Below are 26,803 nucleotides of genomic sequence, written 5' to 3'. Positions count from 1 at the left end.
ATCGACTCCTTTCCTCTCTAGTATAGCTTTAACCGACGACCTTTGCAATTACGATGCCAAACTTTATCCTAAACGAAAATTTTATAATATATTAATGGTTTTAATTCCATCAGTACAGAAGAAATATCCTCACGGTGTGTCTAATGCATGGTGTAATGTCACCTTTTCATGGAGCTTATGAATATACTGTTCTATGGTATAGCGCAGGTATGAGGTGATTACTATGAGAATATTAAGAAGAGGTTCTCGAGGTAGCGATGTGTCTGAGGTACAGGCACGCTTAAGTGAACTAGGCTATCTTCCAGGACCCATTGATGGCATCTTTGGGGTAAGGACAGAGGCGGCTGTTAAACAATTTCAAAGGGATCGCGGTCTGATCCCCGATGGCATCGTTGGTCCTCTTACTTACAATGCATTATTTCAGCCCGGACCCCAACCGGACTACATTCTCTATACAATCAAGGCTGGGGATACCTTCTATAAGCTTTCCCTAAGCTATGGGGTTTCTGTGGATGAAATCATCGCCGCCAACCCTGGAGTGGATCCTTATCAATTACGAATTGGACAGCGCATAAAAATCCCCAAAGCCCCCGGCAAACGGCATACGTTCTCTGCTTGGATTCCTTATTGGGTTCAGCAGGAGGCTATGGCTGTTGTTCGTCAGCATGCCGAGCTGATTACAACTCTTTCTCCCTTCTGGTATGAGCTTACTCCTACCGGTGATCTGATTGTTTATCCTAATGGAGAAGACTCCTCCCTTATTGAATTTTCACGTTCCCATGGCATTGAACTTATCCCCCTGATCGCCAACAATTTTAATCAACAACTTGTCTCGACCATGCTAAACAACCCTACCGTTCGCCAGCACCATATTACGACTATCGTTAATAAAGTTCGCTCCATGAACTATGAGGGAATTGAGATTGACTATGAAAATATCGCTGCGGCTGATCGTTACCTCTTCGTAGAATTCTTAAGGGAGCTCAAAGCGGCCTTGGCACCCTATAATAAAAAGCTATACGTCGCAATTCAAGCTAAAACTAGGGCTGACGAGCCGGGCAGCAGTGCCGGTCATGATTACCCGGGAATCGGGGGCGCTGTGGACGTCGTTCGTCTCATGCTCTACGATTACAGTTGGGATACCCCGGGATCGATTGCTCCAGCAAGTTGGATTCGCCAGGTCTTGAACTACGCAGTAACCGTCATCCCTCGTGCCAAGCTCGAAGCAGGTTTACCCACCTACGGTTATGATTGGGGGACCAGTCGGAGCAGTGTTACCTATGATGCTGCTATCCGTCTCGCCCAGCAACACCAAGCGCAGATCATCCAAGATTCCCAAAATGGTCCTCACTTCAGCTATACAGATAATGGAGTATCCCATCAAGTCTGGTTCACTAACGCAGTCAACTTTTCTACCTTTGTGGATATTGTCAATGAATATAATATCCGTGGGATCTCTATTTGGCATCCCGGCGGAGATGATCCCCAAATTTATACAGTGATTCAGGATAGACTCGAGTGATTCATTATCCCGTGTTTTAGGATGACATGATGCAAAAGAGGCCTCCTCCGAGAATGATCTCGTTAGATGGCCTCTTTTGTATTTTAAATCTAAAATTTCAACTATAAAACCCTCCCGGGAAAAGAATGGGAGCAACTTCAGGGGATAACACACCGAACTCGTATCCCTGCTTTTTGAGAAACTGAATAATCTGGGGCAAGGCTTCCACTGTAGTTCCTTTACCATAAGAGTCGTGCATAAGAAGGATTACCCGATCCCTCCCCGGAACTTGTTCCTTGATGTTGCCTAGGATCGTTTCTACAGACACCACTGGAGCAGTGGCGTCCCCTGTACTGACATTCCAGTCATACATTAAATAGTCTTCAGCATCCACCGCGTTATAATAACTAATGTGGAAATTGCCGTGGGTACCTCCCGGGGTACGAATCACTTGCGGGCGAATACCAATGAGTCGATAAATCAATTCCTCATTCTTCTTAAGGTTGGCAACAAAATCTTCCGGACTGCGATAGATCTCACTATAGTTATGAGAATAGGTATGATTACCAATAGCATTGCCTTGTGCATAGGTTTGCTTGAATAACTCCGGATACTTCTCCACCTGGGTCCCGATCACAAAGAACGTAGCCTTTACCCCTTCTCTCTTGAGAACCTCTAGTATAGGAGCCGTATTCTCTGAAGGGCCATCATCAATCGTCAAATATACTATCTTCGGAGGCTCTTCTTTAAAAACCCGATGTTTCATGGCTAATCCCGGTGCGGTAGGTGGGGTGCCGGATAATTCATAAAAGGTGCGGATCGGTGTGCCCGGGGGCGCCGGTACCGGAGCTTGCTTTAGCGGGTCCTTGGCGGGGTATTCCGAAGGGGATATCTCTGTAAATACTGGAGTGCTTTCATCATCACTATCATTCGGATCGATGGTACCATCATCCTTCAGCTCCTCCGTTGCTGGTTCTTCTGAAGATTTACCATCGACCTTATCGGATTCGTGTTCTTCTGGGAGTTCTTCGGAAGGTCTTTCTGACGGTTCTTCGGTAGGTATCTCCAGTTTCCCAGGCTTTTGCTTGTCCCGAATGTCAGGATTTCCTTTGACCATAGTCAGTGATTCCAAGGATGTGTCACACCCGGCTAGGATAAGCGATCCCATGATAAGGAAAATTAGCCCGCATTTTCGCCACATACTACTTTCTCTTCTCAAATTATACGCCCCTCTTCTCTGCTGTCTCATCATCTCTGTCGAATAGTTACTAATAAGCAAGAATTCTTACTCATTAATAATAGACGTATAACCCGCTCATTTTGTTCCACGAAAAAGCAAGTTAATAGAAATTTAATATTTAAAATTTAATGAAATTCCCACCCTATAAGGAAGGATTATGCCAAGTTACCAAAGCCTAAATTGCACATCTCATTGATTAATGACAAAAGCACCGCCAAACAGCGGTGCTTTCCAATTTTATACTATAGTGAATAACCTAGGCGGACAAGAATTGTTTAAGTGAAGATAATTTGACCACCAGCGGCAAGATTGTAGAAATCCCCGACAGTGAGGATGCTATCCAACTGGTCGCAGAAATCTTCCTTCTTTAGTTTAAACATCTCCACAGTGGCTAAGCAGGCATAGATTTTCCCGCCGGCATCAGAGATCATTTCGATGAATTCGCCAATCGGTGGGATATCCAATTCTTCCATCTGCTTTTTCATCATATTCGTAGCCATAGAAGACATTCCAGGCAATATCCCAATGAGAGAAGGAATACCCATGGCCGGGTTCCCTACTGTAGCCACTTTAATGTTGTTCATTTTACTTTTGGTAATTGTGTTCAAGCCAAAAAAGGTAAAGAATACATTTACCTCGATTCCCATCATTCTGGCGCCATTGGCCATAATCAATCCGGGATACGCTCCTTCTAAGGACCCTTGAGAGATAATTATTGAGACTTTTTTAATTTTTCCTTCGTCGCTCATTGTGGAACCTACTCCTTTCTAAACACAACTTACTGGCTTGCTCATTCCGGCTACCTTAGTCGCTTTAAGAAGGGGGCCTTCGGGAAATAAAGCATAGAGTTCTTGAGTACCGATGTTACCGACCTTGTTTACCCTGCGAATGGTTGGGATTTTGCCTGTCTCGGCAAAGTCTTTCTGGAGAAACTCAATCACTTTCCAGTGACCCGGTGTTAGATCCCCTAACCCAAGTTCCTTGGCGATGGCTTCGGCGATATCTTTGTTCCACTGAGCGCTACTTACCAAATAACCTTCTTCTGTTACATCAACTGAAAAGCCCGCGATGTCCTTTTTCATGTTTAAAGCCCTCCTTTAAATTTTTGGTTAGGATAGATTAGCTGGATTATTTAGTTTTTTTCCGCTAGTTTTTAATTCAGCTGTAACTGTGGGAATTGGGATTCCTCTTAGCAGCATGTTCCAGTAGATTGTCTTAAAGGCTAATTTGCCTAAGTGATTAATTCTCGATTCTTTGAGAAGTGAGAAGGGTCCGACTCCAGGCAAGGGGAAGGTTCCCTCCACGGGCTCAATATCGTAATTAAAATCAATTAACAAGGCTTTGTTATAGCCAGATTCAATATAACAATTGGCATGACCATCAAAATGAGCTGTTAGGGGTTTATTCGCAATATAGCTCAAGATGTTCTCGGTTAATATCTCTGCCTCGAAATGAGCAACAGACCCAGCCTTAGAAGCGGGAAGATCAGAGGCATCTCCAATCACAAAAATATTCTCATGCTGTTTCGATTGCAGGGTATGCTTATCCGTGGGAACGAAGTTCAATTCATCGCCCAGATCTGAGCGCTCAATTACAGAGCTCCCCATATTCACGGGTACCGTCACTAGGAGATCGTAGTCTACCTCTTTGCCGTCGATCGAAATAAGCTTCTTATTTTTCTCATCGACATGGGGGATGCTAAAGTTATTGATCATTTTTATATTCTTCTTAGGGAATAGGTAGCTTAGGGTATCCGAGCATCTTTGCTTAGTGAAGGCACCATCCAAAGGAGTAACATAAATAAGTTCCACTTTGTCGCGCATCTTAAGTTTTTCTCTAAAGAACCAATCCGCCAAAAAGACAAATTCCAAAGGCGCCACTGGACATTTAATCGGCATTTCAGTAACATGAACAACTAGCTTTCCACCCTGCCAATTTTTAAACTTCTCTCTCAGGGCAACTGATCCCTCGATGGTGTAGAAATCAAAGATGTCTTTGCGCCATGCTTCCATTACGCCATCGACCTCTCCCGGTACGATTTCGCATCCCGTCGCGATAATCAGCACGTCATAGGGAATCACCCAATCATTTTTTAACACAACTTGATTCTTATCCGCTTCAATCAATTCTATGGCCGATTTGATATATTCTACATCCTTAGGAATAAAGTCCGTCTTTCTCTTAATGACATCTTTTTCAGAATAGATATCAAAGGGAATAAAGAGGAACCCCGGCTGATAGTAATGTTTTTCATATTGGTCCACTATGGTAATAGTCCATTCTTTTTTGTTAAGCTTTCTATTAAGATGGTTAGCCATCATCGTTCCCGCTGTGCCTGCACCTAGAATGAGTACTCTTTTCATAGAACTGCCCCCTCCCCAATTATTCATTAAATTTTAGGATATTGTTTAGAATTCTATTGACTTCTTCTTTTATATCTTTTTCTTCATATATGGCTTTGTCTAAGCAACGATCAACGAAATGCTTATTGAGCATGCTTTTTACCTTGTTCATAGAACCGCTTACTGCCGCAAATTGAACAAGAATATCTGCGCACTCTTTTTCTTCTTCGATCATCTTTTCGATACCACTGATATGGCCTTTAATTGTTTTTAAACGTAATAATATGTCATCTTTTTCACTTAAGGCCATTCTAACAACTCCTTACTCAATAATCCCCTTCATCATTATTTTATGAAATTGGTACCCCCTCCCGGTATGGGGGTCTTCGAAATTAGTATACTCTTTCACTAATAGTGTTGTCAATACATAATCAGCATAAAATTCAGAGTAATTTTTTAACTTATTTTCCAGACCTATATGCTGTTCAACACAGCCTTTAAACAAGCTTAATCCCAAATAAAAAGTAGATGGCTAACGAAAAATTTCATTAGCCATCTACCTTTACCATTCTATTTTACATATCTACTTTATCTATTTTCTTTTAGCACATAGTCCTCAATAGCCTTTGCTACACCATCTTCCTCATTGGAGGATGTTATAACCTTAGCGACATCCTTTACTTCTTGATGTGCATTCTCCACTGCCACCCCTAGCCCTGCATAACGGATCATCTCGAGGTCGTTAAGGCTATCGCCAATGGCCATAACTTCTTCCGGCTTAATGCCTAGTCCCTTGGCAAAGTTCAGTAAGGTATTACCCTTATTGACTTCTGGATGATTTAGTTCAAGGAAATATGGCTTCGATGAGGTGAGGTGGAGCATGTTAGGGAACATAACCTGGAGCTTCTCTCGCCAAATCTTTAGTTCATCGGGATCAGCAAAAATTATGATCTTCTCTACCCCTTCCTTTTCTTCTCGAAGAATCTCAAGGAGATCAGCTTCTTCCACTTGGACCCCAGTTTTTTGTCCATAGGCCTCAGACCACTCATTCGCTTTTTGTACGTGCACCTGGTCACCTCGATACATATGAAGGTGAAGCCCCTCTCCTAACAAATAACGAACAATTTCTCGGGCAAATTCTACTGGAATGACCTTGCGATAAAGTATCTTATGGCTGATCGCTTCCTGGATCATAGCCCCATTGTACGTAATAATCGGAACATCTAACCCCAGCTGTTCAGCATAGGGTCTTGCTGACACAGGCATTCTTCCTGTTGCAAAGGTTACATAAACTCCTTGCTCCTTCGCCTGCCGAATGGCATCAATGACTCGTTGGGATAGAGTAAGATCATCCCGCAATAAGGTATCGTCTAAATCAGTTGCCACCAGTTTAATCTTCAATTCGTTCATCTCCTCTGGAGATTACTTCGACAAGTGGGATAGGGAATCCTCTCGACAGCTCAAGAACGCGTTCATGCTTTAAAAATGATGACGTAACCCTTAATCACTGGTTACGTCATCCTAAAATTAAACGTATATAGAACTATTGTTCCTTAATTCTCGGCGGCATGCTCCAGGCTTCCTTGCACTCTACGCATTGATTTGAAAGCTTGCCAATCTCGGAGATCTCGATCTCGACTTTATCACCCACGTTTAATGTTTTACCATAACCCCCGGGTGTTCCAGTCAGAATAATATCCCCTGGAAGCAAGGTGGTGATATGAGATATAAAACTGACCAGATATTCTATCCCGAATATTAGATCACCTATATTCCCTTTTTGTTTTTGCTCACCATTCAAATAGGAAGTAATGGTTAAGTTATGGGGATCGATGCCGCTAACTATCCAAGGTCCTAAAGGCAAAAAGGTGTCAAAGGACTTGGAACGTCCCCAGAGTCCGTCCGATTTCTGAAGATCTTTCGCAGTTACATCATTGGCGATGGTATATCCCCATATATAATGATGTGCTTCCTTTTCCGGAACAAGATGAGCTTCTTTCCCGATAACTATAGCTAATTCTGCTTCAAAGTTTAGGTGCTCTGTCATTGGCCATTTTACAATACTCTTCCCGTTAGCGACGAGGCTTGTGGATGGCTTTATAAAAAGCAACGGCTCCACTGGCCATTTTGCTCCAGGCTCCAAAATAGTATCTTTATAATTTAAGCCCACACATACTGCTTTCGTCGGTGAGCATGGGGGTAATAGATTGAGTGAGGAAAGGTCATGAATGATTTCCGTCTCTTGAAAGTGAGATAACTCATCTCCAACTAATTCTACAACTTGATCTCCATTAACAATCCCATAACTGATTTTGCTGCCATTATTAAAACGAACATAACGTTCCATTGATTGACCTAGCCTCCTTAGCAAGAAACAGATGCCCTCCAGGGAGCCCGAAAGTCATCTGTTCCTAAAAACTTGATGCAATTCTTTTTGGCTTTTATTTCGCGGCAACTTGAGGTGGTACCTCACCATACTTCTTTTGAATTCTCTTGTGTAGATAAGTCGTAATGAGCGGACATAGAATAGAAGTTACAACGCAAGCTGCAGCAACCTGAGCAGTTGCACCTGCCGCATAAGGAGCCCACGACGGGTCAGATTGACCAATAGCATTTGGTGTAACAACAGCATTACCAGCAGTATTTCCTACACCAAAACCAACAGCTGTCTTTCTTTTTCTTCCGAAGAAAAGGTTATAAACCCAGTAGCAGAAGAATCCAGTAACGATCAGAGAAACAAGACCTAAGATAACACCAGGAACCCCAGCTTTAACAACATCACGAAGGTTCATGCCAGCACCGAGAACGAAACCGTTGAAAGGAATAACCAATGGGGTACCTTTTTCACAAAGATCACGGATTTCTTCATCCAAGTTACCTAAAATAAGTCCTAAGATTAAGGGAACAACGACTGCGACCATATCCATGAAAGGAATAGTAGCCATACCTGCTGCGCCTAGAGCCATCATGGTGAAGAAAGGACCATCATCCAATCCCAATACGGAAACGGCACCAACATCTGTGGAGTCTCCAACTTGTCCAGCGAGAATAGCATACATAACGCTATTACAGTTGGCAAGTGCAGCCATTACTGCCAATGGGGTAATGCCTAATACTCCCCAAGGTCCAAAGATCTTACCAAGGAGAATCCCTAAAGCCAGACCGATGCCCACTTTAGAAACAGTTAGTACGGCACCCTTATACACGGGAACACCGACTTGTTTAATGTTGATTGTCGCACCAGAAACGAATAAGAACAAACCAACGAATGTTTTAACACCGGCACTTGAAAGCAGCCCGGAGGTAAAACCGCCAATTTGCAGTAGTTGCGGCGCTACGGTATTGATAACACATGCCAATAGAAGGGGAATAACCATTAAGCCACCGGGGAATTTTTGAACGGTCTTCATTATTTTCATCTTAGCTTCCTCCAATATTCAACAGCTGGTATTGTTGATTCTTATATTTTGGTATAAACTATTCCCTATTAGTTTTTTGCTTCGAACAGTCTTCCCCAACCCTTAACGACACTCGGGTCAATGCCGACCATTTTTAGTGTTTTCCATACAGTGACTGCAGTACTGTCATAAACGGTAATTCCGTAATCTCTTTCGAGTTGTTCAATTTGCCAGGTGGATCTTAAATTGGTACAAATAATGCTTGTTCCATCAGCAGGTTCAACACTGACTTCTTTGCACATCTGATCAATCTGTTCAGGAGTTACAAGGCTAAAGGAACGGTTGACGGTTTGATTTAAGCCGCGAGAATTGACTACTTTGTAACCGCACTTTTCCTCAAACTGCTTTTTGATCAGTGCATCAATCTCAGGAATGTAAGGGGTAACCATGTGAAGTGATTTTACATTGTTTTCTTCGAAGGAATCGAGCATTGCGAGCATCGAAGTAGTTGCCGGAATTCCTGTAGCCTCGGTGATTTTTTCGCAGACCAGTCTGTCGAAATCAAATCCTGTCCATCCACCTGAAGTACCATTCCAGGCGATAGCATCTACATCAGCATGAGCTAACAATTCTGCTGCACGGAGAAATGGATCCATATCAAATTGGGAAAGCGCATCCTCTTCTAAAGAAATCTTCGTGACCACCAAACGTGAGTAGTGCATGGTTACTTGATCTTCCAAACCTGAAACCATTCTTGAGCAAATAGGTTCAAGGGCTGTGTTTGAAGATGGAGTAAGCATACCTATCTTCTTTTGTTCTTTTGGGTCATACATAGTTTTTTGCATCATTGGGTCCTCCTTCATAAAGTAATTTAGCGCCTATTTCTTTGTCGACAGAATTCTGTAAACTGTTTACACGCTATATATTCTGCATATTCTAAAAAAATCCTCTTTTCTTAATCTAAATATTTTAAAATATTTTTACTTTGAAAATTCAAAGAAGAATCCATATAAAAGCACTAAAAAGGACCAACCAAACCGGTCGGTCCTCTACTTAAGAATATACCAAAATTTTAGATTTCCTATTCTAAACTTGCAATATCTCTTGATTCTAATTGAGATAAAGGTTACCTTGTGCTTCTCTTAAGATATTGCCCATAATCAAGGCCACTGACATACTTTCCTTCCTTGACGATGCACTCACCTCGAAGGAGGACAGTATCAACTTTTCCCTGTAACCTTCTTTGCTCATAGGGTGTATAGTCTGATTTTTGATATTGGGTCTCTGCAGAAATCACGTGTTCTGCTTCTGGGTCGAAAATAACGAGATCTGCATCACTTCCGGGAGAGATGGTCCCCTTTTGAGGATAAAGCCCAAAGATCTTTGCCGGGTTTGTGGAAACCAATTCAACAAATCGGCAGGGATCCATTCCTTTTTCTAATCCATAGCTATAAATTAAACCAAAGCGATGTTCAATACTGGGGGCACCGTTGGGAATCTTACGAAAATCATCTTGCCCCAGCTGCTTATGAGTGGAATAACTAAAGCCATTGTGATCTGAAGAGATAATATCCACTGCTCCATTCAACATACCTTGCCAAAGTCCATTAAAATTCTCTGAACTTCTCAAGGGTGGAGATAGGACAAATTTGGCGCTTTCATACCCTTCTAAGTTATAGTTCTCATCGGATAACAACAGGTAATGGGGGCAGCTTTCTGCATAAACTTGTACTCCTCTTGCCTTAGCCTCTTGAACAAGTTGAAGGCCTTTAGCTGTACTGATGTGTGCAATAAGGGTAGGGCACCCCGTTAATTCTGCGAGGGTAATGGCTCGATTGATAGCCTCTACCTCCGTCAGTTCAGGACGGGTTTTGCCATGATAAGCTGGAGAAGTTTTTCCTTGGGCTACATACTCCGCTTGCAAAGTTGCAATGATATCTTTGTTTTCTGCATGAATCGCTGCTGTACATCCCCGCTTCTTTAGCTCTTTCATCATATTAAAAAGTTCTTTATCCGACATGGCGATCTGGTTAGCCATAAAGAGTTTAAAGGAGGTAATTCCTTGTTCCACGAGAGTATCTAACTCTTGGGGGCTTGTGTCGTTAGGTTGAGTAATAATGAGGTGGAATCCATAGTCAATGGCTGATTGCTTAGCATGATCCTTCCACAGGTTTGCAGTCTCCAAAAGTGAATTGCCTTTTTCCTGGATGACGTAATCCAGGATCGTGGTCGTTCCTCCCACCGCTGCAGCTACAGAATCGGTGTCATAGCCTGCAGAGACACTTCCATCACTGCATAGCACGTCCATATGAATATGGGCATCAATCCCACCAGGGAAAATATATTTTCCGGCAGCATCAATGACTTTGTCAGCCTCCAACTTGAGCTCTTTGCCAATGGCAGCAATCTTTCCATCTTCAATCAATAAATCTCCGAGAAATTGATCTGAGGCCGTGACAATAATACCGTTTCTAAGCAAAGTACGTTTCATCATGAATCACTCCTAGTATTCTGCTTTAATCATGAATTTTAAGGTGTCTCTGCGACCGTTTGATTATGTTGGGAGTAATACTTCCAGTCATTTTCAATATGTTTACGGATTACGGATTCGACTCGCTGAGGATCCTTCTTTGCCAAGGCTTCTACAATGGCCTTGTGCTCATCTAAGAAATCCCCCGGTCTTGAATACAGCATGAATTCAGTATTTCTAGCCAAAATACTTAAGGAACGAACCTTATCCACGATTTCGCTAAGTCTGCGATTCCCACTGATTCGAACGATTTGATCATGGAACAGGGTATTCAACTCAACCACACGTTCCGAGTCCTTGTTCTGATAGGCCAATTCTGCCTCCTGAACAAGCTGATTTAGCTCTTCGATCTCTTCAACCTTAATCCTCAGAGTAGCAAGATATCCTGCATAAGGCTCAGTCGCAATCCGGCACTGGTAAATTTCTTCGATATCCTCGACCTCCATCGGATTGACCACCGTTCCTGACCCATTATCCATGGTCACTACTAGTCCATCTTGCTCTAGCATACGCAAAGCTTCACGGACAGGGCTTCGACTAACCTCAAGTTCTTGAGCAAGTTTTTGTTCTAGTAATCTTTCCCCTGGACGATATTTTCCGGTAAGGATTGATTCTCTTAAAATTTGATAGACCTGTAGATGGAAAGGCATATTCTTAACCACGGCCAAAAGTGCTCACCTCTTATTTAATTTGTATTTAGTTGACCAACAAGATGATAACTGTACTCTGTCGACAGCCCACTTATATGAATATTCGGCTTCTTTATTTAGACTCCTGCCAACATGCAAAATATTTATTGTTTTGGATTCAGCTTACGGACGCCCATTGTGCTAGAGGCTCTCTCCTTAGGTTATACTTTTTTTCATTAAAAATAAGCCACAAGGTCCTAATAATGAATAGCCCACTGACTGAATACTTGACAGGGCAGTTCATTACCGTTCTCGTGGCTTATCTATCGAGTATATCAATTAAGTCCGTTGTTCAAATACTTCTTTAAGAATTTCCCAGTATATGACTTAGAGCAAGCGGCCACTTCCTCGGGAGTTCCAGTGATGAGGACTTGACCGCCCCCATTGCCCCCTTCAGGACCAAGATCAATAAGATAATCTGCAGTTTTGATAACATCGAGGTTATGCTCAATAATCAGGACGGTATCCCCGCCATCCACTAAACGATGCAGTACCTCCAGCAAACGGTCTACATCCGCCATATGCAGTCCGGTTGTGGGTTCATCCAAGATATAAATGGTTTTACCGGTACTGCGACGACTTAGTTCGGTAGCTAGTTTTACACGCTGAGCCTCCCCGCCGGACAACGTGGTGGCAGGTTGTCCAAGGCGAATATAGCCTAATCCTACATCTTGGAGGGTTTGAATTTTGCGGAGAATTTTCGGTACTGCCTGGAAAAACTCCACCGCCTCATCTACCGTCATGTCGAGGACCTCCGCAATGCTTTTCCCTTTATACTTCACTTCTAAGGTCTCACGATTATAGCGAGCTCCCCGACACACTTCACAGGGAACATAGACATCTGGGAGAAAATGCATCTCAATTTTGATGATGCCATCTCCTTTACAAGCTTCACAACGTCCGCCTTTCACATTGAAGCTGAAGCGTCCCGTAGAATAGCCTCTCATCTTGGCTTCGGGTATGTGGGAGAAAAGCTCACGGATGTAATCAAATACCCCGGTATAGGTCGCCGGATTAGAACGAGGCGACCGACCAATGGGAGATTGGTCAATATCAATGACCTTATCCAGATGCTCTAAGCCCTCCATACTTTTGAAAAGACCTGCACGAAGTTTAGTAGCGCGGTTAAGTTTTGTAGCCAAAGTTTTATAGATAATCTCATTGACTAGAGTGCTCTTCCCGGAACCTGATACGCCGGTAACCACATTAAATACCCCAAGCGGAATGCGCACGTTGATATTCTTCAGATTGTTTTCCCGGGCACCTTTCACATCTAGCCACTTACCGTTGAGGTGCCTTCTCTCCACCGGTACAGGGATTTTCCGCGTACCGGTCAAATATTGGCCGGTGATGGAAGCCGGATTAGCTTTGATATCCTCGATAGTACCTTCGGCAATAATCTGCCCGCCGTGAACTCCTGCCCCCGGACCGATATCAATAATGTGATTGGCAGCCAACATAGTATCCTCATCGTGCTCAACCACCAGTAATGTATTTCCTAAATCTCTTAAATGCTGTAAGGCAGTTAAAAGTTTTTCGTTATCTCTCTGGTGCAAGCCGATACTAGGTTCATCTAGGACGTAAAGAACTCCGGTTAAGCTCGAGCCAATCTGGGTAGCCAAGCGAATCCGCTGCGCTTCTCCACCGGAGAGCGTTCCCGCAGCTCGATGTAAGGTCAAATAATTGAGTCCGACATTGATTAAGAATCCCAAGCGTTCGCGAATCTCTTTGAGGATTTGGCGGGCGATAGTTTCTTCCTTTTCAGTGAGCTGAAGTTGGTTGATAAACTCTAGGGCGTCAGTGATGGGCAACCTCGTGTAATCATCGATGGAAAGTTCTCCAACGGTGACTGCAAGAGCTTCCGGTTTTAGACGTTTCCCTTTGCAAGACGGACACGCTCGCTCGCCCATATAATTTTCTATATCGCTCCTTACATAGTCGGAAGACGATTCCTTGTAACGGCGCTCAAAAAAAGGGATCAACCCTTCAAAGGGTCCTGAGTGCACCTTCGGTTTATCATCAAAGAAGCTCATAAACTTGTACTTTATAGGTTTCTCAATGCCATGAAGCAGCCCCTTCCATTGTTCCTCTGAGAGGTTTTCCAAGGGAGTATCCATGGTAAAGTCAAGAGCCTCACTGACAGCCGCAAGCATAGCAGGATAATAATTCGATTGAGATTTAGCCCAAGGCACGATGGCTCCTTCCTTGAGGGTCAGCTTCTTATCAGGAATAATCAAGTCAATATCTACTTCTAAGTTAGCGCCTAATCCGGTGCAATCAGGGCAGGCTCCATAGGGGCTGTTAAAGGAGAAGAGTCGTGGGGAGACTTCTTCAAGGGCAATACCGCAGTCCGGGCAGGCAAAATTCTCGCTGAAGAGAATCTCTGTTTCACCGATGATGTCCACAAGGACATTCCCTTCGCCCAGTTTCAAGGCTACCTCTAAAGAATCCGCCAAACGAGCGGCGCTTTCCGGCTTTAAGGCTATACGGTCAACCACAACTTCTATAGAATGCTTTTTATTCTTTTCAAGCTTAATATCTTCACTTAAATCCCGATTCTCACCATCCACGCGCACCCGTACATAACCAGCCTTTCGAGCATCGTCAAGGACTTTGACATGCTCCCCTTTTTTACCCTTAATTAAGGGCGCCAAAATCTGAAGCTTGCTCCGCTCTGGATACGCCATGATCTGATCAACCATTTGTTGTACGGTTTGCTGACTAATTTTCATGCCGCATTTAGGGCAATGGGGATGGCCGATCCGCGCATAAAGCAAACGTAAATAATCATAAACTTCCGTAACCGTTCCCACGGTGGAGCGAGGATTGCGGTTCGTTGTCTTTTGATCGATGGAAATGGCAGGCGAAAGCCCTTCAATGTAGTCAACATCAGGCTTGTCCATTTGCCCAAGGAACATCCGGGCATAAGAGGATAGGGATTCTACGTAGCGTCGTTGACCTTCGGCATAGATGGTATCGAAGGCTAGCGAGGATTTCCCCGAGCCGGATAAGCCGGTGACAACCACGAGCTGGTCTCTGGGAATATCGATATTGATATTTTTCAAGTTATGGGCGCGGGCGCCGCGTACTTTGATGAAGTTCTGGGTCATTATGGTCCTCCTCAGGTTAGTTTGCTTCTTTGGGGTAGTTGTATAGGTGTGCTCTTCGATACTTTTATATTGTCAGGGTCTGTCTCCAGGATTTTGCGTTACACCGTTCGCTCAGTAAGCTGCGCGGTGCCAAACTAAGGCTCAAGCTCTCCGCTCCGAAAGGTCCCCAGCCAAATCGCCATCCTTGGCTCTATGGCTGGTTGGAAATGTCCTGTTTCCAACCTTTCTCCGCTGCAAGCTTTTCACGAAGTTTGGCATCCTGCTCGCTTAGAAGTCGCGCACTCTTGTAACGCAAAATCCTTGGGTCAGCTCTTATGATATTTAAGCAGCCTCTTGGGTCCACGTTGGCTATCCAGTTGCTCATACAGGTGACTATGGTTGTATAATGGATTCTTCGGGCTACTCCCAAAACCTGCGGAGAGCTTTCTTAGCCCCTCTTCTCACCTTGCTTATAAGCTATCCCCAGGCATAATCAGAATGAAGCAAACCCAAGGGCTTTGCTTTACAGCAGAGAACGGCTTTTAAGCGAGCAGGTAAGCAATCTTCGCGAAATGTCTGCAGCGGAGTCGGGTTGGAAACAGGACGTTTCCAACCGGCTACGAGGCAGGAGCCGATTTAGCCGGGACGAAACCCGGATGAGGGTTTCGCCCAAGCCGCAATCCACAGACGAAAACTTAGCGGCGCAGGTACCGACGGAGCGGAAGACATGAGCGATTAGATTGCTCCGCGCAGCTTATAGAGTGAACGTGTAAAGCAAAGCCCTGGAGACTGGCTCTAATCGACTTAGCCAAAGCAACGCCCTAGAGACCAGCTCTCATCGACCAAGCCGAGCCAAAGGCCCAACTTACTTGCCCCTCTTTCGAGCCCCACTCTTTCGGCCTGCAGGTGCCGACGCCTCCTTCTTACGGTCACGCCCTTGGGTAGATCGTTTATATTTGTTTTCTTCCCCTTTTAGCTCGATGATGGCGTCGCGGATCTGAGCTGCTCGCTCGAAGTCCATATCTTTGGCCGCTAAGCGCATTTCTTGTTCAAGGCTCTTCAAAAGCTCCTTCAGCTCTTCAGCGGGCAACTTAGCTGCGTAGGCTGCTTTCCTCTCCGCGACTTTGGTGGCTTCAGGGACTTCGTAGATCTTTTTACGAATGGTTTGCGGGGTAATTCCGTTCTTCTCGTTATGGGCTTTTTGAATCGCCCGGCGTCGATCGGTTTCTTCGATAGCAATTTTCATAGACCGTGTCATCTGATCGGCGTACATGATAACTTTACCTTCGGCGTTGCGGGCGGCGCGTCCGATGGTCTGAATGAGAGAACGTTCGGCACGCAGAAAACCTTCTTTATCTGCATCAAGAATAGCCACTAGGGAAACCTCCGGAAGGTCCAACCCCTCTCTTAAAAGGTTAATCCCGACAATAATGTCGATATCTCCTAGGCGCAGTTCCCGAAGTATTTCTACCCGCTCTAGGGTCGTAATATCGGAGTGGAGGTATTTAACCGACATATTGAGGTTTTTAAGATAATCCGTTAAATCCTCAGCCATCTTCTTGGTAAGGGTGGTGACTAGGACCCGCTCATCCCGCTCGATTCTCTGGTTAATCTCACCGATCAGATCATCAATCTGACCTTTCGTCGGCCGGACAGATATCTCCGGATCCAATAGTCCCGTAGGTCGGATGATTTGCTCGACAATCTGCGGGCAATTCTCCAGTTCATAGGGACCGGGGGTAGCGCTAATATAAACCCTTTGGGGTACCTGTTTTTCAAATTCCTCAAACTTCAGCGGACGGTTATCTAAGGCTGAAGGAAGCCGGAAACCAAATTCCACTAAGGTGGACTTACGGGAGCGGTCCCCTTCATACATTCCGCGGACTTGGGGCAGAGTCACATGAGATTCGTCAATCATCATGAGATAATCTTCTGGAAAAAAGTGCAGCAAGGTGTAGGGTGTTTCTCCCGGTTCGCGAAAGGTCAAATGGCGGGAATAGTTCTCGACGCCGTTGCAAAAGCCCATTTCCCTCAGCATCTCTAAATCGTAGCGGGTTCGCTGCTCGATTCGCTGAGCTTCCAATAACTTGTTCTCTTCCTTGAAGAGTTTGAGTCGCTCTTCCAACTCTTGCTCGATATTTTCGGCAGCTAACAAGACTTTATCACGAGCGGTAACATAGTGAGAATTCGGGAAAATGGAGACATGTCGCCGTTCACCGATAATTTCCCCGGTGAGAACATTGATCTCGTAGATATGTTCGATTTCATCACCAAACATTTCAATGCGCATAGCATGGTCACTGGACCCAGCCGGGTAGACTTCGACGACGTCGCCACGGACTCGGAAGGTCCCGCGTTCAAAAGCCATATCATTGCGATCGTATTGGACTGAAATCAACTTCTTCAGGATATCATTGCGATCAATCTCTTGCCCTTGTCGCAGGGAAACCATCAGGTCACGATATTCCTCAGGAGAACCCAAACCATAGATACAAGATACGCTTGCCACTACAATTACATCACGTCTTTCAAACAATGCCGCCGTAGCAGAGTGGCGCATTTTATCAATCTCTTCATTGATCGAGGAATCCTTTTCTATATAAGTATCACTGGAGGGTACATAGGCCTCCGGTTGATAATAATCATAATAGCTCACAAAATACTCCACAGCATTCTCAGGAAAGAATTCCTTGAACTCGCTGTAGAGTTGAGCGGCTAAGGTCTTATTGTGGGCCAAGATAAGGGTTGGGCGCTGCACTTTTTCAATAATATTGGCCATTGTAAAGGTTTTCCCTGAACCGGTGACTCCCAACAAAGTTTGATGGCGTCTGCCAGTATTTATACTTTCAACCAGAGCATCAATCGCCTGTGGCTGATCACCGGCGGGCTTATATGGGGAATGTAAACGAAACTCCATGGGGTACCCCAATCTCCTTTCCTTGATACACTATTTATGTTCTTGCTTTCAAATAAGAACTTTGACAACCCTTCAATCATTCTAAACAAAATTATACCACTTCTTGTACGGGAAACAAAACAAAAAACCGAAAATACGTTCGGTTTTTTTGTGATTTCAGATGGTAATTCTAGGATTTCTGATCACCGCTATTCTCTGATCCTGAAGACTTTCCATCTTGCTTCTCTTGTTGTCCTTGCTGCCCACCTTGCTGCTTTTGCTGCTCTTTAAGCAACATTTCCGGCGGAATCGTGCGTACTTGGTCATTAGCACTCTTCTCTGTTCCCAGAACCTTGCCGTTATCATCAAGGTATTCCCGAATAATCTCGGTATGGACTTTTTCTGTCACTTTCTTTACCCCTTCAGGCATAACACCCTGACTTCCTTCTTTTCCTTGAGAGGATGCACCTTCCTGCCCTTGATCCTGGGAATCTCCTTCTTTACTCTTGCTGCTTTTCCCATCTCCGCTATTCCCACTATCAACATTGCCTTTACTTTCCTTAGCCCCTTTACTTCCAGCACTCTTTGCTTGAGATTCTTCTTGCTTCTTTTCCAATTCTTTTTGCGCTTGAGCTGCCTTGGTATAACTTTTTTGGATTAAGGATAGATTTTCTGCGGTGACAGGTTTTACAGGAATGATCTTTGCTGCTACTTCCCCTTGATCTCCGGTAATGGATTGAGTGATGTCGATGGATTCTTTATTCATGATTTTTTGAGCCCATTGCAGGGCATTGACTCCTTGGACATAGGGTGCTGTATCGATGTCGGCAATCTGGTCGTTTGAGGCAATACGCTGTAGAGACTGAGGGTTAGCTTGTCCACCAATGAGAAAAACCTTTTCAGTGAGTTGCAGCGACTTGAGCAGCTGATAGGCCTGGGATGCTAACTTCTCATTTTGGGCACAGATGACCTTCACTTGCCCCGGTTCTTTTTGCAATTGTTCCCTCAGGCCTTGAATCGCTATTACTTCTGATTCCGGAGGGTTCGCAATGCTATGTATGACGATCTTTGGATTTTTCCTAGCTTCTTGCTTGAGAGCCGCTAAGCTCATCTGGGTTAGTGGATCCTCGGACTCTCCTTGCAGGTATACTACCTGTCCTTCCGTGATCTTCCCCTGAATCTGCTGCGCCATCAAGGTGCCTACTTGAACTGGGTCCGGAAGAATTACCCCTTGCGCCTTAACTCCCGGAGGTAAATTGTTTAAGGCCAAAATTGGAATATCATTCTTTTCGGCATCCTTTAAAAAGGACTGCTCCCCATCTTGATAGATGAGAATCTTAGCTTCTTTCAGGGCCTCGGAATCCCCTAATTCTTTTTCAGTAAGGACTTTAACTTCCATCTCTTCTTTGGCAGCCATTTCCTGAATACCCAGCAGAAACATGGCTTTGTTAGGGTCTTCCTCATTCAAGGCAACTGCAATAATCTTTTTCTCTTCTTGCTGCTGCGAGGATTTGCTTGAGGTCTTTTCTTTGTTCCCCATCAAGTTACCTAACATGTTTTGCATATTGCAACCGGTTAAAATCATGCTCAACATGATGAAAGGGACAAGCCAAAGATATCTTTTCATGGAACCCGCTCCTTTCCAGGGTCGATCCATTTTTATCTTAACCTACTCCATTTTCCTGTTAACAAAAAAGCACCTTTTCTCTGGTGCTTTTGCGCGAATTTAGTTTTCCCCTGATTTGCTTAAATATGAAAGCTAAATGTTGTCAAAAGGTCATATCTCTAAGGATAGAATTCATTAAGTCTGCTCTTGTTTCATCCACTTGGTCAAAATCAACTGTTTCGGTATATATTTTTTTTAATTGATCTCTGAAGCTCTGGGTAGTTAGGAGAGCCTCCTTTAAATCATTGCTAAAAGGACGACCTAAGCCCTGATCACCTAGACACTCTGGGTCTCCCTGCCAAATAACTAAATTCCGCTCAGAAAATACAATGCCTAGTATCTCATCAGGATAAAGGGGATGTAAAACAATATCAATAACCTGCCCTAAAGATTCCGACTCTTTGAGAACCCATTCCATGGCTTCATATGCCTCTTCCCCGCTAAAGCGGATCTGATCATAATCCATTAAAAAATAAGGAGCAAGATTTAACCAACCCTCCGTATGAATTCCGTGGAGAAAAAAGGATTGGACCGCGCTCTTTTGTATCTTTCTTAGCGCATCCTGGGCCTTAGTCCAGGGTCCTTTAGCATCCTTGAAGAGATCTGCCGCATGGAGTTTGGGTAGCCATGGCCGTCCCTCATTTTGAGCCGATGAATATCTTTTTTCGCGCATACGTTCGCCAAATTCCTCAGCAAGAATTTCACTTATCCTTTGCTGCCCTTTATTGATCTTAGCTTCAAATTCGAGGATAACTGGTTTTTTTTGTTTCAGCTTTGCTTCATGACAGAACTTTGAAAAATCAATGAAGTGTTCAATGACTCCAGGAGCACGCCAGTGTAAAGGGGTTATTTCATACTGATCCAGTATCGCCCAGTTATAGCGCCTGACGAGCACACCGGCCATTGAGTCCGAATCCCAAGCAGAGCGAAAGAAATCAACGTCATGCCCCCGGTCCAGTAACTCCAGTCCAATCATTTTAATTAAGGTAGATTTACCCGTTCCCGGCCCACCCATGAGGACATAAGTACGTTCCCATTCTGACATCATATTGGGCAATAGTGATATGTAGCCGCGGTTGGTAATCCCCTCTACAAAGTAATGTCGCCCATTGGGTTTATTCCCCATGTCCTTTCCCCCTCGAATTTAGCTTGCGGTGTAGTGTATGCTCACCCAAAAAAAATGTGACCTGGGGACAGGTCACAAAAAGCAGGACAGATGATCTGTCCTGCTTTTAAACAAGAGAGCTTAAAGCTGTTGACGAAGCACCTTCAGGGCTTCTCTAAGCTGGGTATCAAATTCTGTTGTTGTGGGTGATAGGGTTGCTTCCTCCCCTTCCTTCAACTCCACGACTACATCCGGCTCAATACCTTTCTTATGGATATCTACTTTATTAGGGGTGAGATACTTCGCTGTGGTCAACTTTACACTGGTTCCTTTATCCAGCTGATAAATCGTCTGCACGATCCCTTTGCCGAAGGTCTTGACTCCGACTAGAGTACCCGTACCACGGTCTCGAATCGCTCCGGAAACAATTTCTGCTGCCGAAGCACTTTCTTCATTGACTAATACGACAAAAGGAATGCCTAAGTAGTTACCCTCGGAAGCTTTAGTCACGGTATTACCGTTTTTATCGACAATATAGACAATAGGGCCAGGTTGAACAAAGTAGCTGGACACTCCCACGGCAGACTCTAACTCCCCGCCATGGTTATATCGCAAATCCAAAATAATTCCTTTGTATTTGCTGATATTCATATTCGCAAGAATTTCATTCAGTTCAAGGGCAGAATTAGAGGAAAACTGCGAGATGCTGATATAGGCTATGTCCGGATTCCCCGGTAAGGATATGCCTTCTACAGTAGGAACCTGAATATGTTCCCGTGTTATCGGTACGGTCACACTTTTTTTGATACTTTCACGATATACAACTAGCGTGACCTTCGTCCCCGGATCTCCACGCATCAAGGACACCGCTTTTTCTTGGTCGATCGTGGCAGCATCCACTTCATCAATTTTGACGATGACGTCACCGGGTAGCAGTCCCGCCTTAGCTGCTGGGGTGTTCTTGATGGGCCTGAGCACCACGAGTTTCTGAGGATCTTTGAGACTCAGGATAATCCCGACACCCCCAAATTTCCCTTCGATTTGCTGCATGAGCTCTGCGTTCTCTTGGGCGTTCATATAGGCTGAGTAAGGATCTCCTAGGGAGTCCACGATTCCTTTCGTGGCTCCATCAATCAGTGTATCCACTGGTACATCTTCTAAATAATCACTTTGAATGAGTTGTAGCACCCGCCCCAAACGGCCCACATGATCCAAGTTGGTGACAATGAATCCTCCGACGATTACTGTAAAAAGCAAGCTGACAATCGCGACAACCCATCCGATATTTTTCAAATACTCTTTCCATTTGCTCTCCTGCAAAGCGATATCCCCTTCCTACTCTGATCCCTATTTTTAACCGTGACTCTCCCCTTGATCTTTGGTAGGAGATAAGTGGCGGCGGCTCGTTCACTTTGCTAAATTCTGATGATGTCCATCAGAAGCAAGTCTCTTTTATTATATGCCTATCCACTTCGGGACATACTTATTTAAAGAAAACTTGGCTTGCGCCAGGTCAGCACTGCTTTCGCACTAATGCCTAGCGGAAAAATTGTAGAGGATCTGTAGTTTCTCCTTTAATGCGTACTTCAAAATGAAGATGCGGTCCGGTACTCCAACCGGTTGAGCCAACATAAGCTACCACATCACCCGCCTTGACCATGTCGCCTACCTTAACGGCAAGCTTAGAATTATGTCCATAAAGGGTGGTATACCCGCCCCCATGGTCGACAATAACAGCATTGCCGTAGGCACCATACCAACTGGCCATAATGACTTCACCGTTACCCGCAGCCAAAACCTTCGTTCCCGTGGGAGCAGGGAGGTCCGTCCCTGTATGTAAGCTCTTCTTTTTCGTGATGGGATGAATACGCCATCCATAAGAGCTGCTCACTTCAGTATACCCAGGCAAGGGATAGGTACTGATTGTTCCATGAACCACCCCGGAATTAGCAGTCAATTTACGGATTTTTTCGGCAATAGCGTTCGAGTCCGCTTCCATCTGTTCGATTTGTTCGAAAATATCATTTTGAGCCTTCTTATTGGAATCCAGCGCCACCTGATGCTCTCGTTTCTTCCCATCCAGTGCTGCTTTCGCTTGTTCTGCTGCTACCTTCAATTGGGCTGCTTCATCACGACGTACTTGAAGAAGCTTAGTTTCTTCTTCAATTCTCGCTCTTTCCATGCTAATATCAGTGAGAATCTTTTGGTCATTGGTAACTAAGCGATTAAAATACTCTAAGCGGGTAATAAAATCGCTGAGGTCCTCAGCTTCAAATATTATCTCCAGATAGCTCACTTGACCTGCTTCATAAATCTCCCGGATACGCTGACGCAATACAACTTGACGATTAGCTAGCTCTTCCTCCCGCTCTTTTAGCTCTTGCTCGGATAGGGCAACTGCTTCCGCTGCCTCGTTATAAGCTACTTCGGTAGTATCCAACGTGCTCTCAGCTACGGCAATTTGGGTGGCTAAATTCTTAATCTGACCTTGAAGCTTATCTGCAGTAAAGGTTAGCTTATTTAACTGACTACGGGCTTGTTCTTCCTTCCTTTGCAAGTCCCGCTGTTTGTTGAGGGCATCCTCTAATTCCCCAGCTTGAAGTGGAATGACTGAACCAGCCAGCATTACGGTTGTGAGTAAAAGGGCAACTATCCCCTTTTTCTTAGCCATGCTTTTTCCTCCTCTTCATTGCGTATTTATACTTTTAAAAATCTGCGCAAAGAAATGGTACTTCCCAAGGCACCGATTCCCATACCCACCAGCACGAGAGAGCCGAGAACCTTCCCAATCAACTCAGTTTCATGGACTACGGGCATAAAGGTCAGGGTGTCCTGAATGTATCTTGCAAGCCAATCATAGCCTAAACCGACGACTAATACTGCAAGTAGCCCTCCGATTAATCCTAAGAATAGTCCTTCAAGGATAAAAGGCCAACGAATAAAGGCGTTACTCGCCCCTACCAGCTTCATGATCTCAATCTCCTTGCGGCGTGAAAAAACATTCATCTTGATATTGAGAGAAATCAAGACAAGTGAAGCGACGGCAAATAGCCCGACGATAATCGTTCCTGCCCAGCGCAACCATTCTGTAAATTTGAGCAAGGGCTCGACGACATCTTTACCATATACTACATTATCCACACCGGTCAGCTTAGTGATGCGATCGGCTACATTTTGTACCTGCTGAGGATCCACCACATGGACAGTATACTTATCCGGAAAAGGGTTAGTATCTCCGATATCCTCGACAATGGAGGTGGACTTCATGGATTTAGTTAAGTCCTTTAAGGCTTGCTCCTTAGGAACAAATTCAATAGTATCTACTCCGGATAGGTCTTTTATCTTTTCCCCTAGAGCTTTAATCTCCTGAGAATCTAGGGTATCTTTAGCAAAAACAGCTATTTCTAACTCCGACTCAAAATCCGCAGCTAAATTGGAGGCATTGAGCAAAAAGAAAATGGATGCACCTAAAATCACCATGGAAATGGTAACCGTCAACACTGAAGCAAGACTCAACCATGCGTTCCTTCGGATTGAATTGCCCACTTCACGAAATATGTACCCTACTGAATTAAGTCCCATAGCCATAGGCCCCCTGCTTCTGATCACGTGCCACTTTACCGTCTTCAATGGCAATCACGCGTTTCTGCATTTGATCGACAATTTCGCGCGCATGGGTAGCCATAACAATGGTGGTTCCTCGGCGATTAATATTATAGAGGAGTTCCATAATACCCCAAGCAGTCTCCGGATCCAGATTGCCCGTCGGTTCATCCGCCACTAAAAGGGCAGGATTATTGACAATCGCTCTGGCTACCGACACCCGTTGTTGTTCTCCACCCGATAATTGATGAGGAAAGCAATTCTCTTTATTGGCTAAACCCACAAGCTCAAGGGCTTTCTTAGTTCGGTTTTTTACTTCCCGCCTGCCCACACCGATGACTTCCAGGGCAAAAGCAACATTTTCAAAGGCTGTTTTATTGGGCAACAACCTGAAATCTTGGAAAATCACGCCAACGGTGCGCCTGAGCTGCGGAACCTCACGATCGCGTAGACGAATCATGCTCCTACCGTTCATGGTCACTTGACCACGGGTTGGTAATTCCTCTCGATAGAGTAAGCGAATGAGTGTCGATTTTCCAGCCCCACTGGGCCCAACTAAGAAGACGAATTCCCCATTGTCTATTTTTAGACTAATATCGACAAGGGCCCGTGAGCCGTTCGGATATATCTTCGATACATTAGTCAATTGGATCATCTTTATCCTCCTTGAATTTTGCCTACAGTTCTCTCTATCCACTAAAATCAGCCTTATTATGGGTTTAACTCTCCATATATTACCGATTTCCTATACCCAAACTATAAGACTATTCGACATGGGGTGTGGATTTCCTGTTATTAATGACGAAAAGCCAGCTAAAAACTTACGCTGCAATCAAGGTTGGAGGCAAAAAAACCGGCCTATTCATAAAGAACAGGTCGGTTGATTTGATGAACGAGACTTCGCCGAGTTTGATGTAATTTATTTCTTTGCCATAACTGCTTTTACAGCAGCTAAGACTTCCTTCTTAGTCAAACCATATTTTTCTAACAGCTCGAGGGGACGACCGGATTCGCCAAAGGTATCTTTAATGCCTACCCGTACCATAGGAGTGGGCGCACTTTCCCCGAGTGTCTCAGCTACGGCGCTTCCCAAACCGCCAATTATGTTATGTTCTTCGGCGGTGACTACTGCACCAGTTTTTTGTGCATAGGAAATTATCGTTTCTACATCAAGAGGCTTGACAGAAGCCACATTGACGACAGCCACTTGCAGACCTTCTTGCTCTAACTCTTGGGCAGCTTCCATAGCAGCGGCTACCATGACTCCGTTAGCAAAAACAACACAGTCAGAGCCTTCACGAAGAACATTGGCTTTGCCGATCTCAAACTGATAATTCTCATCAAAAAGCAGGGGAACATCGAGGCGTCCCATACGAATATAGACCGGCCCTTTATATTCTGCAGCAGCCCTGATGACTTGGCGGGTTTCCTCTCCGTCAGCTGGCACCAAAACTGTCATATTCGGAACAGCTCGCATGATGGCTATATCCTCTACAGCTTGGTGGGAGCCCCCGTCTTCACCGACGGTAACCCCAGCGTGAGTGGCTGCGATCTTAACATTGAGCTTGGGATAGGCAATGGAATTGCGAATCTGTTCAAAGGCCCGACCCGTAGCAAAGATAGCAAAGGTACTGGCAAAAGGAATTTTCCCGGCAGCGGCTAAACCGGCCGCCGTGCCCATGAGGTTTGCTTCGGCAATCCCCATGTTGAAGAATCGTTCCGGATAGAGCTTGCCAAAATCTGCAGTCTTCGTGGACTTAGATAAATCCGCATCCAGGACGACGATCGATTCATTTTCTGCTCCTAAGGCTACTAAAGCCTTACCATAAGCATCGCGTGTCGCTTGTTTAGCCAAGGCGAGCCGCCTCCTCTCTTAATTCCTTTAAAGCTTGCTCAGCTTGCTCCGCGTTGGGAGCGTTGCCATGCCAGCCCACTTGGTTTTCCATAAAGGATACCCCTTTGCCTTTGATGGTGCGGGCAATGAGGATGGTGGGTTTTCCCTTGACTTTTTTGGCTTCAGCTAAAGCAGCTAAAAGCTCTTCAATATCATTGCCATCTACCTCTAGGACATGCCAGCCAAAGGCCTGCCATTTATCAGTTAGTGGATCAGAGGACATGACACTATCTGTAGTTCCATCAATTTGTAAGCCATTGTAATCGAGAATTGCGGTTACATTGTCCAGTTTGTAATGGGCCGCAGCCATGGCAGCTTCCCAGACTTGGCCTTCTGCCATTTCCCCGTCCCCTAATACCACATAGACACGGAAATCTTTCTTATCGAGTTTCCCTGCCAGAGCCATGCCGTTGGCTGCGGATAATCCTTGACCCAAAGAGCCTGTTGACATATCCACACCGGGCACCTTTTTCATATCCGGATGCCCTTGCAGGATCCGACCGGTTTGTCTAAGTCCCATCATTTCTTCCTTTGGAAAGTAGCCTTTCTCTGCAAGTGCCGCATAGAGCACAGGTGCGGCATGCCCTTTAGCTAAAACAAAGCGATCTCGCTCTGCCCATTGAGGATCTTCCGGTTTAACATTCATTTCATGATAATACAAAACCGTAAGTATATCCGCTGCTGACAAGCTACCTCCGGGATGACCTGATTTAGCTGGCACCAGCATGGTGATAATATCTTGGCGTATTTGGTTGGCCATACGTTTCAGTTCAAGAATTGTCACGCTAATCCCTCCAAAATTTTATTATTACATTTTGCGCCACTTGGGTTTCATAAAAGGCTTGGCTTG

General features: G+C 44.8%; 22 protein-coding genes. 1 reads left to right on the top strand and 21 read right to left on the bottom strand.

Translation table 11 applies throughout. The features are described from left to right. Positions 1 to 223: 223 nt before the first annotated feature. A complete protein-coding gene (locus AAC978_RS00510; RefSeq protein ID WP_341545999.1) occupies positions 224 to 1,522 on the top strand; it encodes a glycosyl hydrolase family 18 protein in 1,299 nt (432 codons plus the stop codon). 97 nt (positions 1,523 to 1,619) lie between these two features. Here AAC978_RS00510 and AAC978_RS00505 read toward each other — a convergent pair whose 3' ends face one another. The 21 genes from AAC978_RS00505 to AAC978_RS00405 all read right to left on the bottom strand — a co-directional run bounded on the left by AAC978_RS00505 (position 1,620) and on the right by AAC978_RS00405 (position 26,737). After that, the gene (locus AAC978_RS00505) at positions 1,620 to 2,720 is read right to left on the bottom strand and encodes a polysaccharide deacetylase family protein (RefSeq protein ID WP_341545998.1); all 1,101 of its coding nucleotides are present in this window, start codon (positions 2,718 to 2,720) and stop codon (positions 1,620 to 1,622) included. Positions 2,721 to 3,016: 296 nt separating this feature from the next. Further along, positions 3,017 to 3,490: a DsrE/DsrF/DrsH-like family protein gene (locus AAC978_RS00500; RefSeq protein ID WP_341545997.1), complete on the bottom strand. Its 474-nt coding sequence runs from the start codon at positions 3,488 to 3,490 to the stop codon at positions 3,017 to 3,019. A gap of 18 nt (positions 3,491 to 3,508) precedes the next feature. Then, positions 3,509 to 3,823 (bottom strand): TusE/DsrC/DsvC family sulfur relay protein, encoded by a 315-nt coding sequence (locus tag AAC978_RS00495; protein WP_341545996.1) that lies wholly within the window; start codon positions 3,821 to 3,823, stop codon positions 3,509 to 3,511. A gap of 27 nt (positions 3,824 to 3,850) precedes the next feature. Beyond that, positions 3,851 to 5,104 carry a type III sulfide quinone reductase, selenoprotein subtype gene (gene sqr / locus AAC978_RS00490; protein WP_341545995.1) on the bottom strand — a complete coding sequence of 418 codons (1,254 nt, stop codon included), beginning with the start codon at positions 5,102 to 5,104 and terminating at the stop codon, positions 3,851 to 3,853. A 19-nt stretch (positions 5,105 to 5,123) separates the two neighbouring features. Next, a complete protein-coding gene (locus AAC978_RS00485) occupies positions 5,124 to 5,393 on the bottom strand; it encodes a metal-sensing transcriptional repressor (protein ID WP_341545994.1) in 270 nt (89 codons plus the stop codon). A gap of 278 nt (positions 5,394 to 5,671) precedes the next feature. Next, positions 5,672 to 6,484, bottom strand: coding sequence for a Cof-type HAD-IIB family hydrolase (locus AAC978_RS00480; RefSeq protein WP_341545993.1), 813 nt, complete (start codon positions 6,482 to 6,484; stop codon positions 5,672 to 5,674). A 142-nt stretch (positions 6,485 to 6,626) separates the two neighbouring features. After that, positions 6,627 to 7,430: a fumarylacetoacetate hydrolase family protein gene (locus AAC978_RS00475; RefSeq protein ID WP_341545992.1), complete on the bottom strand. Its 804-nt coding sequence runs from the start codon at positions 7,428 to 7,430 to the stop codon at positions 6,627 to 6,629. A 94-nt stretch (positions 7,431 to 7,524) separates the two neighbouring features. After that, positions 7,525 to 8,502 (bottom strand): 2-keto-3-deoxygluconate permease, encoded by a 978-nt coding sequence (locus AAC978_RS00470; protein ID WP_341545991.1) that lies wholly within the window; start codon positions 8,500 to 8,502, stop codon positions 7,525 to 7,527. A gap of 68 nt (positions 8,503 to 8,570) precedes the next feature. Then, positions 8,571 to 9,329: a maleate cis-trans isomerase family protein gene (locus tag AAC978_RS00465; protein WP_341545990.1), complete on the bottom strand. Its 759-nt coding sequence runs from the start codon at positions 9,327 to 9,329 to the stop codon at positions 8,571 to 8,573. A 278-nt stretch (positions 9,330 to 9,607) separates the two neighbouring features. Beyond that, positions 9,608 to 10,975, bottom strand: a complete 1,368-nt coding sequence (hydA, locus tag AAC978_RS00460; RefSeq protein ID WP_341545989.1) for a dihydropyrimidinase — start codon at positions 10,973 to 10,975, stop codon at positions 9,608 to 9,610. Between the two features lie 35 nt (positions 10,976 to 11,010). Beyond that, a complete protein-coding gene (locus AAC978_RS00455) occupies positions 11,011 to 11,673 on the bottom strand; it encodes a GntR family transcriptional regulator (protein WP_341546340.1) in 663 nt (220 codons plus the stop codon). Between the two features lie 302 nt (positions 11,674 to 11,975). Then, positions 11,976 to 14,810: an excinuclease ABC subunit UvrA gene (gene uvrA / locus AAC978_RS00450; protein ID WP_341545988.1), complete on the bottom strand. Its 2,835-nt coding sequence runs from the start codon at positions 14,808 to 14,810 to the stop codon at positions 11,976 to 11,978. An 844-nt stretch (positions 14,811 to 15,654) separates the two neighbouring features. Next, the gene (gene uvrB / locus AAC978_RS00445) at positions 15,655 to 17,706 is read right to left on the bottom strand and encodes an excinuclease ABC subunit UvrB (RefSeq protein ID WP_341545987.1); all 2,052 of its coding nucleotides are present in this window, start codon (positions 17,704 to 17,706) and stop codon (positions 15,655 to 15,657) included. A gap of 169 nt (positions 17,707 to 17,875) precedes the next feature. After that, complete coding sequence (locus AAC978_RS00440; RefSeq protein ID WP_341545986.1) at positions 17,876 to 19,312, bottom strand: sugar ABC transporter substrate-binding protein; 1,437 nt, start codon at positions 19,310 to 19,312, stop codon at positions 17,876 to 17,878. A 142-nt stretch (positions 19,313 to 19,454) separates the two neighbouring features. Further along, positions 19,455 to 20,477 (bottom strand): hypothetical protein, encoded by a 1,023-nt coding sequence (locus AAC978_RS00435; RefSeq protein WP_341545985.1) that lies wholly within the window; start codon positions 20,475 to 20,477, stop codon positions 19,455 to 19,457. 120 nt (positions 20,478 to 20,597) lie between these two features. Next, entirely contained in the window at positions 20,598 to 21,782 is a 1,185-nt protein-coding gene (locus AAC978_RS00430) for a S41 family peptidase (protein WP_341546339.1), read from the bottom strand. Positions 21,783 to 21,993: 211 nt separating this feature from the next. After that, the gene (locus tag AAC978_RS00425; RefSeq protein WP_341545984.1) at positions 21,994 to 23,127 is read right to left on the bottom strand and encodes a murein hydrolase activator EnvC family protein; all 1,134 of its coding nucleotides are present in this window, start codon (positions 23,125 to 23,127) and stop codon (positions 21,994 to 21,996) included. A 26-nt stretch (positions 23,128 to 23,153) separates the two neighbouring features. Beyond that, the gene (ftsX, locus tag AAC978_RS00420) at positions 23,154 to 24,038 is read right to left on the bottom strand and encodes a permease-like cell division protein FtsX (RefSeq protein WP_341545983.1); all 885 of its coding nucleotides are present in this window, start codon (positions 24,036 to 24,038) and stop codon (positions 23,154 to 23,156) included. Beyond that, positions 24,028 to 24,714, bottom strand: coding sequence for a cell division ATP-binding protein FtsE (ftsE, locus tag AAC978_RS00415; RefSeq protein WP_341545982.1), 687 nt, complete (start codon positions 24,712 to 24,714; stop codon positions 24,028 to 24,030). The genes ftsX and ftsE overlap by 11 nt, the downstream gene beginning before the upstream one ends. Positions 24,715 to 24,978: 264 nt before the next feature. Next, entirely contained in the window at positions 24,979 to 25,914 is a 936-nt protein-coding gene (locus tag AAC978_RS00410; protein WP_341545981.1) for a transketolase family protein, read from the bottom strand. Further along, on the bottom strand, positions 25,907 to 26,737 hold the full coding sequence (locus AAC978_RS00405; protein WP_341545980.1) for a transketolase: 831 nt from the start codon (positions 26,735 to 26,737) through the stop codon (positions 25,907 to 25,909). The genes AAC978_RS00410 and AAC978_RS00405 overlap by 8 nt, the downstream gene beginning before the upstream one ends. Positions 26,738 to 26,803 lie beyond the last annotated feature (66 nt).

The sequence above is a fragment of the Desulfitobacterium sp. THU1 genome, assembly GCF_038181555.1.
Lineage (GTDB): Bacteria > Bacillota > Desulfitobacteriia > Desulfitobacteriales > Desulfitobacteriaceae > Desulfitobacterium.
Note: the sequence above shows the minus strand (reverse complement) of the source record. Positions and strands in the feature narration are given on the sequence as shown.

What these genes read in the sequence shown, in the direction of transcription:
- AAC978_RS00510 (WP_341545999.1), top strand. Translation starts at nt 224, where the DNA reads ATGAGAATATTAAGAAGAGGTTCTCGAGGTAGCGATGTGTCTGAGGTA.
- AAC978_RS00500 (WP_341545997.1), bottom strand. Translation starts at nt 3,490, where the DNA reads ATGAGCGACGAAGGAAAAATTAAAAAAGTCTCAATAATTATCTCTCAA.
- AAC978_RS00495 (WP_341545996.1), bottom strand. Translation starts at nt 3,823, where the DNA reads ATGAAAAAGGACATCGCGGGCTTTTCAGTTGATGTAACAGAAGAAGGT.
- sqr (WP_341545995.1), bottom strand. Translation starts at nt 5,104, where the DNA reads ATGAAAAGAGTACTCATTCTAGGTGCAGGCACAGCGGGAACGATGATG.
- AAC978_RS00485 (WP_341545994.1), bottom strand. Translation starts at nt 5,393, where the DNA reads ATGGCCTTAAGTGAAAAAGATGACATATTATTACGTTTAAAAACAATT.
- AAC978_RS00475 (WP_341545992.1), bottom strand. Translation starts at nt 7,430, where the DNA reads ATGGAACGTTATGTTCGTTTTAATAATGGCAGCAAAATCAGTTATGGG.
- AAC978_RS00470 (WP_341545991.1), bottom strand. Translation starts at nt 8,502, where the DNA reads ATGAAAATAATGAAGACCGTTCAAAAATTCCCCGGTGGCTTAATGGTT.
- AAC978_RS00465 (WP_341545990.1), bottom strand. Translation starts at nt 9,329, where the DNA reads ATGATGCAAAAAACTATGTATGACCCAAAAGAACAAAAGAAGATAGGT.
- hydA (WP_341545989.1), bottom strand. Translation starts at nt 10,975, where the DNA reads ATGATGAAACGTACTTTGCTTAGAAACGGTATTATTGTCACGGCCTCA.
- uvrA (WP_341545988.1), bottom strand. Translation starts at nt 14,810, where the DNA reads ATGACCCAGAACTTCATCAAAGTACGCGGCGCCCGCGCCCATAACTTG.
- uvrB (WP_341545987.1), bottom strand. Translation starts at nt 17,706, where the DNA reads ATGGAGTTTCGTTTACATTCCCCATATAAGCCCGCCGGTGATCAGCCA.
- AAC978_RS00440 (WP_341545986.1), bottom strand. Translation starts at nt 19,312, where the DNA reads ATGAAAAGATATCTTTGGCTTGTCCCTTTCATCATGTTGAGCATGATT.
- AAC978_RS00435 (WP_341545985.1), bottom strand. Translation starts at nt 20,477, where the DNA reads ATGGGGAATAAACCCAATGGGCGACATTACTTTGTAGAGGGGATTACC.
- AAC978_RS00425 (WP_341545984.1), bottom strand. Translation starts at nt 23,127, where the DNA reads ATGGCTAAGAAAAAGGGGATAGTTGCCCTTTTACTCACAACCGTAATG.
- ftsX (WP_341545983.1), bottom strand. Translation starts at nt 24,038, where the DNA reads ATGGGACTTAATTCAGTAGGGTACATATTTCGTGAAGTGGGCAATTCA.
- ftsE (WP_341545982.1), bottom strand. Translation starts at nt 24,714, where the DNA reads ATGATCCAATTGACTAATGTATCGAAGATATATCCGAACGGCTCACGG.